This is a genomic window from Acinetobacter sp. G18 (assembly GCF_052660225.1).
Window position 1 is genome coordinate 3,541,807 of sequence record NZ_CP109658.1, and the last position, 14,093, is coordinate 3,555,899.

Below are 14,093 nucleotides of genomic sequence, written 5' to 3' on the forward strand. Positions count from 1 at the left end.
AATGCATAAAAATAAATCTAAACTATTTAAATAATCACAATAAAAAAACGCCCTTTCGGGCATTTTAATTAAAATACATATGGTCGTACAAAAATCAGGAAGAAAATTCCAAGCATGAGGAACCATTTTAAGAAGTAATACAACTTACGGTTTTTCGCTTTTAACGCTTTAGCTTTAATACGAATTTGGTACACATAACCAAAAGCTTTATTTAAACCACCTGTTTGGTCACCTGTTTCATTCGGTGAGCTTGCTGCAGTCATCACGTTACGGCCAAACCAATGGTTGAAACGTTCCATCCATTTCACTTTCATTGGACGCTCAACGTCTGCGAAGAAAATGATACGGTTTTGATCGGTCTTATTTTCAGCATAGTGAATATAAGTTTCATCAAACACAACACTTTGACCGTCACGCCAAGAGTATCTTTCACCATCAACGTCAATAAAACAGCGATCATCATTTGGTGTAATTAAACCCAAGTGATAACGAAGTGAACCTGCATACGGGTCACGGTGTCTAACCAAACGGCTATCAGGAGCAAGTTCGGTAAACATTGCTGCTTTAATGGTCGGTAATGTTTTGAGTAAAGCCGTTGTTTTCGGACAAAGTTCAGCAGCCGAAGGATGGCTTGACTCATACCATTTGAGGTAAAAACGTTTCCATCCTGTTTTAAAGAACGAGTTAAAACCTAAGTCATTATAGGTACTCGATGCTTTAATCCCACCTTGGTCATATAAAGCTTTCGCTTCGTCTCGAATCATTTCCCAATTTTCATCTAACACTTTTAAATCTTTGAAGTGTTGAGTGTCGATATAAGGCTGATTCGGTACCTTTGAAAAGATGTACATTAAAAAGTTAATCGGTGCGAGCAAGGTTGAATGGTCAAAAAATTGACGATAAAACGAGTGACGCACTTTGCCGCGATGTTGGATATACAATGCAGATATTACAAAAATCGCTAATACGATCCACTTAATCATATAGTTACTCGCATTTAAGCATCTTTAAAATACTTCGAAGAAATTTAAAATCGGAGAAATAATAACAAACTCTCGAAGAAAATTCAGAGTCATATGATTAACTATTATTTTTAGCAAAAAGAAATCTCAAGAATATTTATTCTTGAGATTTCTTAAACTCAGGCTTTAAATTAGTTTTTATAGGGTTTCCAATTTAACGCATTCAGAGAAACAAGTGCTCTTGCAGCGGTTTCATTGTAGGCATAACAGCCAGTTTTCAATTGTGCAATTCTTAACTGAGCTAAACGAATACTGTCAGAATCATTGGTATTTTTTAAGTATGTTTCCCAATGCTTAACTTCTTGATCAGCCGTCCAAGCAATGTTACTTGTATAATTTGCTATATATGGCTTACCTTGATATTGCACCGCAACACTATCGCTCGCAGCAAAACCTAAACTAGTATTATAAATTGTTGTCCATGAAACATTTTGCCATGTTCCCTTAACTGCTTTATAAGTAAAGCCAAATGGATTTGTTTGATTCAAACGATTAAGATATGGAGCATTTTCAGCATCGAACTCATCAAAACTTTGGTTAAGTTCATAATCTTGACCGACATTAAATGCAAACGACTCTTGATTAGATTTTTTTGAAATTAAACGGTAGCAACTACTTCCTTCAGGAAATTTATTCTGTCCATAAGTATTAAGAAATATACGCCCATTAGTCGTACTTGCATCATTTACTGGAAAGCCTACTGCTCGATAACCTGGTAAAACAGCGTCAAACATATTCTGACCAGACAGATTAACTCTCTGAAGTTTCCAATCCTCTTTCACATCACCAATAAGATCCAGTGTCCAATCCGTTAGCGAATTAATATTCATCACATTAATCGCTCTATCAGTTGGCAAATAGAGTTTTTTCTCTGTAAGCAAATACTCACCTAAAGCTTGATTAGAGGATCCATCTGTTGATTTTTTATTGAATATTTCAAAATAAGAAATATTTAACTCATCTGTTTCATTCGCATTGTAATCCATAAAATAATAACGACTTCCATTCGCTGTAGAATCTTGTGATGCACTACTTTGATCGTTATTTACGGAATTATTATCACTAGAACCACCACCGCCACACGCACTCAACATCATTGGTAAGATGGCTAAAATCATAAACTTATTTTTTAACATAATATTACTTTGTCTAACATTTTTATAACACAAAGTTTATCCAAAGATAAAAAAATAGACAACCATTTCTGTCTAATAATTCACAAAGTATCTTAATTTTCATTAGCAGTTCAAAAAATTGAGTTATTTAATAGTGTTTATTATTTTTTCTTACATGCATTTTTCCCATAGAAAACTCTCTTATTTCATTGCTCTTTTATCATTCATTTCATCATTTATTACATTCTCTTATGGGCCCTTCAACCCTTGCTTATCAAGTTATTGCTCCCTATAAAAAAACATATTTTTCATATAAATAAATTAAAAAAAATTATTTGCAGATAATTGATGACCCTTGCGTCACGGCTTGATACAACTTGTTGGCTTCTTTTTAGATATAGTTATCGTAAGATTAGCGAAGCATAAATGTGTACCGGAGCTGTACACACGCTTCATAACATCAACTTAGAAATCCTCCAAAACTAAGGAGATCAGGCATGATCCACGCTGGCAATGCCATTACCGTCCAAATGCTTGCGGACGGAATTGCAGAATTCCGCTTTGACTTACAAGGTGAGTCGGTCAATAAATTTAACCGTGCAACAATTGAAGATTTCCAAGCTGCTATTGCTGCGGTAAAAGCCAATAACGATATTAAAGGCTTAGTTGTTACCTCAGGTAAATCAACATTTATCGTTGGTGCAGACATTACTGAATTTGGTGAAAACTTTGCACAAGGCGAAAAAGCGATTGTTGACTGGCTTATGCCTGTTCACGAAATCTTCAATAGCTTTGAAGATTTAGACCTTCCAAAAGTTGCTGCTATTAATGGCATGGCTTTAGGTGGCGGTTTTGAAATGTGCTTAGTATGTGACTATCGTGTGATGTCAGAAGCTGCACAAGTGGGCTTACCTGAAATCAAACTCGGTATTTATCCTGGTTTCGGTGGTAGCGTTCGTTTAAGCCGTGTTATCGGTATCGATAACGCAGTTGAATGGATGGCAATGGCTGTTCCTAAAAAACCGGCTGCTGCACTTAAAGATGGTGCTGTTGATGCTGTAGTAGCTGCTGATAAATTACTTGATGCTGCAACTGACCTGGTTAAACAAGCAATTTCTGGTCGTTTAAACTGGAAAGCAAAACGCCAAGAGAAACTTGATGCTGTAAAATTGAACCCGCTTGAACAAATGATGGCGTTCAACACAGCAAAAGGTGCAGTACTTGCTAAAGCAAACCCTGCTCAATACCCTGCTCCAAAATTATTACTTGATTCATTACAAGCAGGTGCAAGCCTTGCACGTGATGAAGCGTTAAAAGTTGAAGCTGAAGGCTTTGCGAAAGCAGCAATTACCCCACAAGCTGGTGCATTGATTGGTTTATTCCTCAATGACCAAGTTGTTAAGAAAACTGCTAAAAAACATGAAAAAGGTGCACACCCTGTAAACCAAGCAGCTGTACTTGGCGCTGGTATTATGGGTGGTGGTATTGCTTACCAAGCGGCAAGCAAAGGCACACCAATTATCATGAAAGATATTGGTAACCCACAACTTGCATTAGGTATGTCAGAAGCGAACAGCTTGTTAACTAAACAAGTTGAACGTAAGAAAATGAAACCTGCGCAAATGGGTGAAACTCTTGCACGTATCCGCCCTACTTTAAGCTACGACGAGTTTAAAGAAGTTGATATCGTAATCGAAGCAGTTACAGAAAATCCAAAAGTTAAAGAAATGGTACTTGCGGCTACTGAAAAGAATGTCCGTGAAAATACGATCATTGCTTCTAATACGTCTACGATTTCAATCACGCGTTTAGCGAAAGCATTACAACGCCCTGAAAACTTCGTTGGTATGCACTTCTTCAACCCAGTTCACATGATGCCGCTTGTAGAAGTTATTCGTGGTGAAAAAACTTCTGAAGAAGCGATTGCAACGACTGTAGTGCTTGCTCAAAAAATGGGTAAAACACCAATCGTTGTAAACGACTGCCCAGGGTTCTTGGTTAACCGTGTATTATTCCCTTACTTTGGTGCGTTTGACCTTCTTGTAAAAGACGGCGCAGACTTCCAACAAGTTGACAATGTAATGTCTAAGTTTGGCTGGCCAATGGGTCCTGCTTACCTCATCGACGTTGTTGGTATCGACACAGGTGTACATGGTGCAGAAGTCATGGCAGAAGGTTTCCCAGACCGTATGAAGCCAGACTACAAAGGTTCAATTCAAGCAATGTACGAAGCTAAACGTCTTGGTCAAAAGAATGACGTTGGTTTCTACAAGTACGTACTCGACAAGAAAGGCAAGAAAGCAAAAACTGTTGATCCAACAGCATATGAAATCATTGCTCCTTTCGTGACTGGCGAGAAACGTGAGTTTGATAACCAAGAAATCATTGACCGTATGATGCTTGCTTTCTGTAACGAAACAGTTCGTTGCTTAGAAGACAACATCGTTGCAACTGCCGCTGAAGCAGACATGGCAATGATTATGGGTGTAGGTTTCCCTCCATTCCGTGGTGGTCCATGCCGTTACATCGACCAAACAGGTGTTGCTGAATACGTTGCGCTTTGCGACAAATATGCACACTTAGGTAAGGCTTATGAAGCGCCGCAAATGTTGCGCGACATGGCTGCTAAGAACAAAAAATTCTACGGTTAAGGAGCGACGTGAATGGCTACTTTAAATCCACGTGACGTTGTGATTGTTGATGGCGTTCGTTCTGCCATGGGCAAATCTAAAAACGGTATGTTCCGTAATGTACGTGCCGACAGTTTATCTGCTGAACTTGTACGTGCGCTCGTTGCCCGTAACCAGTTTGATGTAAATGAAGTTGAAGATCTGATCTGGGGCTGTGTAAACCAGACTCTAGAACAAGGTATGAACATTGGCCGTAACATCGGTTTATTAGCTGACTTGCCTAAAACTGTTGCTGGTCAAACAGTGAACCGTCTTTGTGGTTCGTCTATGCAGGCAATCCATACAGCGGCAGCACAAATTGCGACTAACCAAGGCGACATCTTCATTATTGGTGGTGTAGAGCATATGGGCCACGTAGGTATGATGCACGGCATCGACCTTAACCCAGAAGCATCTAAACACTATGCGAAAGCATCTAACATGATGGGCTTAACTGCTGAAATGTTAGGTCGCATGAACGGCATTACTCGTGAAGAACAAGATGCGTTTGGTGTTGAATCTCACCGCCGTGCTTGGGCTGCAACTCAAGAAGGTCGTTTCAAAAATGAAATCGTTGGTGTTGAAGGCCACGATGCAAATGGTTTCAAAATCCTTTGCGATATTGACGAAGTAATTCGTCCAGATGCAAACCTTGAAGCATTCAAAGCATTAAAACCTGTATTTGACCCTAAAGGTGGTTCAGTAACAGCAGCAACATCTTCTGCTCTTTCTGACGGTGCTTCTGCAATGTTGCTTATGTCTGCTGAACGTGCTCAAGCATTAGGTTTAAAACCACGTGCTGTCATTCGCTCTATGGCAGTTGCAGGCTGTGATGCAGCAATTATGGGTTACGGTCCAGTTCCAGCAACTCAAAAAGCGCTTAAACGTGCTGGTTTAACGATGGCTGATATTCAAACTATCGAATTAAACGAAGCATTTGCTGCTCAAGGCTTGTCAGTAATGAAAGGCTTAGGCGTTTATGACAAGCAAGACATCATTAACTTAAATGGTGGTGCGATTGCTTTGGGTCACCCACTAGGCTGTTCTGGTGCACGTATCACCACTACGTTGTTGAACGTAATGGAGCAACAAGATACTCAAATTGGTCTTGCGACCATGTGTATCGGCCTTGGTCAAGGTATTGCAACGATTATCGAACGTGTTTAATTAACACCAAGATAAAAAAATCCCCGCTCAGTGCGGGGATTTTTATTTTATCGACCTTTTAAACCGTCTTGAATTTGCTGCTGTAAATTTATGAGGTCATTAAGGTTTACTTTCATCGTACCATTACGATAAGCATCAACATTACCTCGATTAATGTTCAAAGGTCTTAACATTTCAAAAAGACCATTGGTTGGGTCAGAAGATTGGATTCCACCCGCTACTGCTAAAATATATTGTTGTAAAAATGGGGAAAGTTGCGACAGATCAGGCTGCGCCATAACGGGCTGATAATCTACAGTCGTCATACCTTCTGGGACTAAAGCATTCTGTATATCGTTATGTATTTTATATTCATGGTGTTGTAGTGCTTGTCGTACATTCTTATCTTCTTGAAATGGCACAAAGCCCACCTCGTCACGTAGCTCAGATTCAGCCATAACGCGAATAGTGGGTAAAGTCGTTACCTCTTCTGCCTGAACAGTTGGTAAACCCATAAAAGCAAATGCAGCGATTAAAGCTGATTGTTTTAAAAAGCTCATAACTTGCTCCAAAAAATCAGTCATCCTATTTCAATCAAAAGATGAAGATTCAAATAAAGGTCTCTATAAATAGGCTACAACAAACTGCTTTTTGATTCAGTAAGGCTCAGATAAACGGTAAATATAATTAAAATTTTTAATGTAATAGTAAGGAACTTTATTAATAGAAAGCCGAATAGAAAAACCACCCTATAAATTAAATATAATCATTTATAGAGTGAGATTTATCTTATAAATTTTTAGTCGTTCTCTAACATTTCTTTTAAAGAATTCACGACTTGCGGAAATGCCGTATAACCTTCCCGACCTAAAAAATGTCCGCCATTAGGAACGATAACGTACGGCGCATCAATATCCTTAGCTAATTGAACTGTCCGTTTTGGTGGAACCAAATCATCATTATCAGATAAATACACCAGCTTTTTCTTTATGTCCTTAAAGTAACTGGTGTCGACTTTGCTTTTTGCTATATAAGTATCGAGTGGAGAAATGTCTGAAAGTGGCCCAGAAAATCCAGATACTAAAATCATTCCTCCAATATGTTGATAATTATGTCTTTGCAAAAAGTGCAGCAAAGTAATCACACCCAAACTATGTGCCACAAAATAGGTATTTTCATTAACGTTAGGAATTTGTTCATCTAAAACCTTCTGCCAAGCATCTACATTGGGATGCTCAGAATCCGGAAATGGTATTAGGGTCACAGCCGTATGTTCATCTTCTATTTGATGGTTTAGGTCCAAAAACCAGTGATCATGTATAGAAGCAGAATAACCGTGAAGTACAAATATTTGACGCATGTTCTTCTCCTGAAGTTCTAGTGTTTTGGCATTTGCAACAAATGACATCAATCCGAATAACACCAATAAAATGAGTTTTCTGATCATTGAACAAGTACCATTTTGAAAGATAAAAGCATGCTAAACTATGACACCACTGTTAAGGTCAAGCCTATTTTATGAACCTAGCTAAAGTCGCCGAGCTTACAAAAGTTAGTCCGCGTATGCTGCGTTATTATGAAAGTTTAGGGCTAATACAACCTCATCGTGCAAGCAATAACTATCGAAGTTATACCCAAAAAGACATTGAGAATATTAAGAAAATTAAAATATTAAATGATGCAGGTATGACACTAAAAGATATCCAAGTGTTATTACCGTGTTTTGATTTAGATGAAAGGATATTTACGCTCTGCCCTATTGTTCAAGAAAAGCTACAAACAGAACTGATGCATGTATGTGAGCAGTTAAACAAACTACAAACTTCTCAAAGTTTATTACAATCTTTCTTGGTAAAAGGCAAAGCTGAGAGCACCAATACATAGTAGTTGATGCTCATGCTGTCATTATTCTTCTAGCTCATTTTCTAAAGCAGCCACGTTCTTTTTCTTAATACTTTCAATTTTTGCATTAAGCTTTAAAACATGCTGGTAAAGCTCGTTAAATTTTTTAACTTGGGCATTTTCATGAAAAAGAATCATATGATCTTTCTTTTGCCACGAATAATTTTTTAGAAGTTTAAACATTTCCTCTGCATCATCTAAAATTTGTAGCTCAATCACAAAAATTGCATGATCCTGATCAGCCTTTTGCTGAGTTCCCAATTTCATTTCAAGTAGTTGTCTCGTATCTGCATCAACAGATAATTCCTGAATTTTAGCGAGAAAAGTCTTATGAATTGATTCATATTCAGATTGATATTTATCTGAAGCTTTTCGAACATCCGCCAACATCTTTTCTGTTTCAGCATATTTTTGTTTTTTATCAATATCCAAACGGTCAACATTTAAAAAAGTGTCCCATTTCGCAGCTTTTAGTTCTCTTAAATATTCATTGCGCGCATTTACGTTTTGAACCCAATAATTTAAAAGAAACTCGGAGACTTGCTTGTAGTGTCCTGCAAGCCGTTTATCATGAATATCGAGTTGTACGGGTTTAGACCAATCTTGAGCCTGTTCATAAAGTTCACTCATTTTTTCACTCATCACCACATCGAACATTTCGCTACTGTCTTTAGCTTGTTGCTGTTTAATATGTTGATAGGAAAAAAAGACAATAGCCGCAATGACGACCAGACCTGCAATCGCAATCAAAATTCGGCGCATACGCACCTCCTATTTCCATTCTTATAGTTTTGCTCTTTATAGTTATAAAATAGAGCTCTTAGTTCTTTATATGTCATTTATTTCACAATACGCAACACTCTATTCGCTATTCAATGCTTTAAATCCTGATACATCACCCCTATTATGATGGGTAATTAAAATTTATGAGATTCTCCCATGCGTGTTGATGTCTGGTCTGATGTAGTTTGTCCTTTCTGTTACATCGGCAAAAAACGCCTTGAACATGTCGCGGCTGAAGCTGGTATTGAACTTGATATTCATTGGCATAGTTTCGAACTAGATCCGAATGCGCCAGCAACACATGACACTTCAAATACTGAGCGTTTAGCGAAAAAATATGGCCGTACCTATGAAGAGATGGAAGAAATGGAGCGCAACATTGCGGCCATGGCTGCCTCTGAAGGAATCGACTTCCAATGGCAAAAAGCCAACTCGGGCAATAGCTTTAACGCTCACCGCATTATTCACCTCGCCCAAAGTAAAGGCTTAGGTAACCAAGCAAAAGAAGCCTTTTTCCATGCTTATATGACTGAAGGTTTAGCGATTGGTGAACGTGAAGTGGTAGAAGAAATTGCTTCTCGTATTGGCCTTGATAATGCCGAAGTTGAATATGTACTCGATACAAATGAATTGGCTGATTTCGTTCGTCATGACGAAAAAATTGCGCACGAGCAACTCAACGTAACTGGCGTACCATTCTTTGTATTTGATCAAAGAGTTGCGCTTGCAGGTGCACAGCCTCGTGAAGTGTTTTTACAAGTGTTAGAACAAGCACAGCTCAAGGCAAATACTCAAGAAATCGAGCAAGATGATGCGGCTGTTTGTAATGATGAAACATGTGATATCCCACAAAATAAACAGTCTTAACTGTAAAGTGTGAACAAATCGTATGTTTTATCACCGTTTTAGCAATAGAGCGTTCTAAAAAAAGAACTATTCAATTGTTTAAAATGCGTTTATGATTGCCACTTAGAATATTCGCGCTGTAATGTTCTGTTTTTTATGTGTTTAATGATCGGAATTTGAAGTTTCCCTGATCTAAAATCCCCCTAGTTTGGGGGATTTTTTTTGCTTAAAAATTCTCGCTACTAGCTTAAACTTTTTCATTTAATTCAAATATGTAAAAAAAGTTAAATTTACTTAACTTTTGTGTCGTCCTCTTGATTTTATTAGAAAAATCAACAAAAGTGACAATAACAACAAAACATAAAGATAGATATGAAAACATTTCACGTTATTACGTATCGGCAGCTTTTTGCACTTGTAACATTAGGATTTGGTTCAGTATGCATGGCTCATGCAGAAATAAATTCTTCGTCAACTCAGCAAGTAGAAAGTTTGCCATCTGGAGCTCAAACTCAAGAAAATAAAGATGAAAATCTCTTAGACCAAATCCCAAGGTGGATTGATGCAACTCCAACGATTTTTCCTGAGCAGTCCAATCACCCTATTGTTCCACCCATGGAACAAACTGAAGACCAGACTTGGTTTGATCGTAAGCAAAAGAAAATCCGCAATTGGGCCGATCATACATCTGAAAAAATTGACAACTGGTTTGGTGAAGTCGACCCTCAAAAACCAGCAACAGCAACGATTCGAGTCATGGTTGATAACTATTGGAATGAGTACGATAACTTTGAAATCAAGCCCAGAATTCGCGGTAAGATCAAGCTTCCTACACTAGAGAAACGTTTGAGCGTGGTATTTGGTGATGACTCATTAGATAATGAATTTAATAACAGTCCGGCCAATATCAACCAGAATCCAAATCAAGATTCAAACAAGAAAATTGATGCTAAACGCACACGAGATGACAATAGTTCAATCGCGTTACGATGGTCAAATTTCTCTAAAAAACTGCCGTTTGAAACAGATGCCGACTTGGGTATACGCTCTGGAGACGACGTATATGTCCGTTTAAAAGCATCAAGAGATTGGCAATTACGTAATGATTTTAAATTTTATGCAGAAGAAATTTATCGATATGGTATTCATAGCGAAAATTATTTACGTACTAACCTAGAACTCACCCATGCTCGTCCAAATCAACCAATATTATCAAATCAGTTCAGCTTAACGTATGCCGATGATCAAGACGATGATTTAACGTGGGAGAACCGACTTTTCCGTGAACATAGTTTCTTTGCAAACAACCGTTTTAACTACGGTATTTATACCGGCGGTTACTACAACAGTAACGATTTACGTTTAAATAGTTGGGGACCATTTGTCTCATGGCGCCAACCTCTTTTACGTGAATGGTTCTTTGTACAAGGCGATGTCAATTACTTTAATGACCACCGTGAAGATCGTAATCATTTCGTGAGTACTTTCTTGCGTTTAGAAGCGCTGTTCTAATTGCTACGGACCACCTTGGAGGTTGTCTCCAAGGTGGTGAAAAATAAAATACTTTTAAATAAAAATTTAAGCTTTTTCCCTTACAATACTGAGCTAACTTTTGATTCCTGATTTTCAGAAAAATGAATCAATTCTCTTCTTTTTCATTTGAATATAAATCTAAAGCCTTACTTTGTATTTATAGTTTAGGTATGCTGGTTTTAATTCCTCATACGCAACTTTTCTCTAATTCTTTCAAGCATCCACGCTCTACAAGACGATCTCTACATTCTTCTACGCTATTTATCAAAACTCCAAGATTCTCAGCATTTTCTGACCACTTACCCTGTGAAGCAGAAACAAATAATGATTCAGATGCCGCACTGATTCAGGACTTAATGGCCGTATTTGGAAATGATACGTTATGGAATCGTGTAAGCCAGCATAAAGATCCTTATAAAACCTTGGGTAAGAAAAAGAAGAAAGCTTCGACCCCTCGTATTTCGGTTAGTAATCCACTTACCGCAAGCTGGGATACGATTTCAACATGGATACCTTTTGAAAATAATCTTGATTTAGGCTCAAACTCAGACAGTGATGTTTACGTCCAATTTCTTGCCAAGAAAAAATGGAATTTAAGACATAATATGAGCTTAGATACAGAGCAACTGTTCCGCTACGGCTCAACCAGCAGGAACTACACTGAAACAACACTGAACTTGACGCAAAAAATGCAGGACAATACCCTTTTTGCTAGTAAATTTAATATTAATAAAAGTGAAAATGAAGACTATAGTTGGGGTAATTGGACTTTTCAGCAATACGAGTTTGTAAAAGATAATCGTCTCACTTACGGCGTTTATAGTGGTGGCGTATATGCTAAAAATGACATTCGAGTAAATAGCTGGGGGCCTTATATTTCATGGCGCCAACCTATATGGCGAGATTGGATTTTTATGCAAAATGATCTTAACTTTTTTAATCATATTGATGATGACCCTAAGCATCAATTGAGTGTGCAAATGAATCTAGAAGCTAGTTTTTAGCCAAAAATCATTAAGTTGTGGATAACTCTTTCTTTATCCACAAAAAAGCCCCTGACAGTTCAGAGGCTTTTTTTATATCGAAAAATTATTTCAACAATAGGCTATTAATACGCTTCACATAAGCAGCTGGGTCTTCTGGTAAACCACCTTCTGCAATCACAGCCTGATCAAAAATCACGTTTGCCAAGTCATCAAACTGTTCTGAACCTTCAAGTTTTTTCACCAAAGGATGCTCAGGGTTAATTTCTAAAATTGGCTTGATTTCAGGAACAGCTTGACCTGCTTGTTTCAGCATACGAATAAGTTGCGGTGATAATTCACCTTCACTTGTTACTAAACACGCTGGAGAGTCGACCAAACGGGTTGTTACACGTACTTCTTTAGTTTTGGCCTTCAATGAGTCACTTAGCTTTTCAACCACAGGCTTAAATTGTTCAGCCGCTTGCTCAAGTGCCTTTTTCTCTTCTGCATCTTGCAAGTCACCTAAATCAACCGCGCCTTTAGAAACATTCTTCAATGGAGTACCGTCAAACTCTTGAACAAAATTCATTGCCCATTCGTCAACACGCTCTGCCATTAACAATACTTCAATGCCTTTTTTCTTAAACAACTCAAGCTGTGGTGAGTTTTTAGCAGCAGCTAAGCTGTCAGCAGTCACATAATAAATAGCTTTTTGGCCTTCTTTCATGCGAGCTTTATAGTCTGCAAAAGAAGTTACGACTTCATCATTTGTTGAAGTTGCATAACGTAATAATTTTAAAATACGTTCGCGATTACCAAAGTCTTCACCCAAACCTTCTTTAAGTACTGAGCCAAACTCAGTGTAGAACGCTTTGAACTTTTCTTGGTCTTTTTCATCTTCTGATTTAGCCAAACCATCAAGTACAGTCAATACACGGCGTGCATTACCTTCACGAATTGTTTTAACGTCACGGCTTTCTTGCAATAACTCACGGCTCACATTCAGCGGTAAATCTGCACTATCCACCACACCTTGTACAAAGCGTAAATAGTTTGGAATTAAGTTATCTGCATCATCCATAATGAAGACACGTTTTACATATAGCTTAATTCCCGCTTTTGCTTCACGTGTAAAAATGTCATGAGGAGCTTTGCTTGGAATATAAAGTAATTGGGTATATTCAGTGCTACCCTCAACTCGGTTATGCGCCCAAGCAAGTGGTGCATCAAAGTCATGCGTTAAGTTTTTATAAAACTCAACATATTGTTCATCTGTCACTTCACTTTTGTTACGAGTCCATAAAGCACTTGCAGAGTTAATCGCTTCCCACTCGTCAGTTTTGACCATTTGGCCACCTTTAGGCTCTTCACCCTCAGCGACTTCCTCTTCTTGCCAAACTTGTTTTTGCATTTCAATTGGCAAACTAATGTGGTCAGAGTATTTGTTAACAATCTGCTTAACTTTATAAGATTCTAAATAATCAAGCGCGTCATCACGCAAGTGAAGAATAATGTCAGTACCACGTGAAGCTTTATCAATTTGCTGAACTTCAAACTCGCCAGTACCACCACTAATCCAACGCACACCTTCAGATGCATCTAAACCTGCACGGCGTGATTCAACCGTAATTTTATCGGCAACAATAAAACCTGAGTAGAAACCAACACCAAACTGACCAATCAACTGAGCATCTGCTTTCTGGTCACCCGTCAATTTTGACATGAAGTCTTTAGTACCAGATTTTGCAATGGTACCCAAGTTATCAATTGCTTCTTGTTGGCTTAAACCAATACCGTTATCAGAGATCGTTAAGGTTTTATCTTCTTTATTTAAGCTGATTCGTACATGTAAATCTGGATCATTTTCATAATATTCAGGATGATTGATTCCTTCAAAACGTAACTTATCACATGCATCAGATGCATTAGAGATCAGCTCACGCAAGAAAATTTCAGGGTTAGAATAGAGAGAATGCGTCACTAAATGTAAAAGCTGTGCTACTTCTGCTTGGAAACTATAATTTTGTGATGCTTGTTCACTCATAAATCACTCCTTAAATTTTGAAGTCTGTTTGTTCTCGAATGCTTTATGAATGGAGTATTTCTAGAATT

General features: G+C 38.0%; 12 protein-coding genes. 6 read left to right on the forward strand and 6 right to left on the reverse strand.

Going from position 1 to position 14,093, the window contains the following annotated elements:
* Positions 1-68: 68 nt before the first annotated feature.
* Together lpxO and NE363_RS16745 are read right to left on the reverse strand one after the other, a co-directional pair.
* Positions 69-983, reverse strand: a complete 915-nt coding sequence (lpxO, locus tag NE363_RS16740) for a lipid A hydroxylase LpxO (RefSeq protein ID WP_004699120.1) — start codon at positions 981-983, stop codon at positions 69-71.
* A 170-nt stretch (positions 984-1,153) separates the two neighbouring features.
* Positions 1,154-2,158 (reverse strand): hypothetical protein, encoded by a 1,005-nt coding sequence (locus NE363_RS16745; protein WP_445535497.1) that lies wholly within the window; start codon positions 2,156-2,158, stop codon positions 1,154-1,156.
* A gap of 476 nt (positions 2,159-2,634) precedes the next feature.
* Between NE363_RS16745 and fadB the strand changes: the two genes are divergently transcribed.
* Together fadB and fadA are read left to right on the forward strand one after the other, a co-directional pair.
* Positions 2,635-4,788 carry a fatty acid oxidation complex subunit alpha FadB gene (gene fadB, locus NE363_RS16750; protein ID WP_445535498.1) on the forward strand — a complete coding sequence of 718 codons (2,154 nt, stop codon included), beginning with the start codon at positions 2,635-2,637 and terminating at the stop codon, positions 4,786-4,788.
* Between the two features lie 12 nt (positions 4,789-4,800).
* Positions 4,801-5,973 carry an acetyl-CoA C-acyltransferase FadA gene (gene fadA / locus NE363_RS16755; protein ID WP_019456791.1) on the forward strand — a complete coding sequence of 391 codons (1,173 nt, stop codon included), beginning with the start codon at positions 4,801-4,803 and terminating at the stop codon, positions 5,971-5,973.
* A 47-nt stretch (positions 5,974-6,020) separates the two neighbouring features.
* Here fadA and NE363_RS16760 read toward each other — a convergent pair whose 3' ends face one another.
* Together NE363_RS16760 and NE363_RS16765 are read right to left on the reverse strand one after the other, a co-directional pair.
* A complete protein-coding gene (locus NE363_RS16760; protein WP_039251234.1) occupies positions 6,021-6,512 on the reverse strand; it encodes a hypothetical protein in 492 nt (163 codons plus the stop codon).
* 239 nt (positions 6,513-6,751) lie between these two features.
* Entirely contained in the window at positions 6,752-7,399 is a 648-nt protein-coding gene (locus NE363_RS16765; RefSeq protein WP_445535499.1) for an RBBP9/YdeN family alpha/beta hydrolase, read from the reverse strand.
* 71 nt (positions 7,400-7,470) lie between these two features.
* Between NE363_RS16765 and NE363_RS16770 the strand changes: the two genes are divergently transcribed.
* Positions 7,471-7,836 (forward strand): MerR family transcriptional regulator, encoded by a 366-nt coding sequence (locus NE363_RS16770; protein WP_100290198.1) that lies wholly within the window; start codon positions 7,471-7,473, stop codon positions 7,834-7,836.
* Positions 7,837-7,857: 21 nt separating this feature from the next.
* Here the strand turns inward: NE363_RS16770 and NE363_RS16775 are convergent, their stop codons facing one another.
* Positions 7,858-8,616 (reverse strand): hypothetical protein, encoded by a 759-nt coding sequence (locus NE363_RS16775; protein WP_004699140.1) that lies wholly within the window; start codon positions 8,614-8,616, stop codon positions 7,858-7,860.
* A gap of 177 nt (positions 8,617-8,793) precedes the next feature.
* Here NE363_RS16775 and NE363_RS16780 point away from each other — a divergent pair, with 177 nt between their 5' ends.
* The 3 genes from NE363_RS16780 (at position 8,794) to NE363_RS16790 (ending at position 12,020) form a co-directional block, all read left to right on the forward strand.
* Entirely contained in the window at positions 8,794-9,504 is a 711-nt protein-coding gene (locus NE363_RS16780; protein WP_019456796.1) for a DsbA family oxidoreductase, read from the forward strand.
* A 351-nt stretch (positions 9,505-9,855) separates the two neighbouring features.
* Entirely contained in the window at positions 9,856-10,995 is a 1,140-nt protein-coding gene (locus NE363_RS16785) for a hypothetical protein (RefSeq protein WP_004699144.1), read from the forward strand.
* Between the two features lie 122 nt (positions 10,996-11,117).
* The gene (locus tag NE363_RS16790; RefSeq protein ID WP_445535500.1) at positions 11,118-12,020 is read left to right on the forward strand and encodes a selenocysteine synthase; all 903 of its coding nucleotides are present in this window, start codon (positions 11,118-11,120) and stop codon (positions 12,018-12,020) included.
* An 85-nt stretch (positions 12,021-12,105) separates the two neighbouring features.
* Here NE363_RS16790 and htpG read toward each other — a convergent pair whose 3' ends face one another.
* Positions 12,106-14,025 (reverse strand): molecular chaperone HtpG, encoded by a 1,920-nt coding sequence (gene htpG, locus NE363_RS16795; RefSeq protein ID WP_445535501.1) that lies wholly within the window; start codon positions 14,023-14,025, stop codon positions 12,106-12,108.
* Positions 14,026-14,093: the final 68 nt, after the last annotated feature.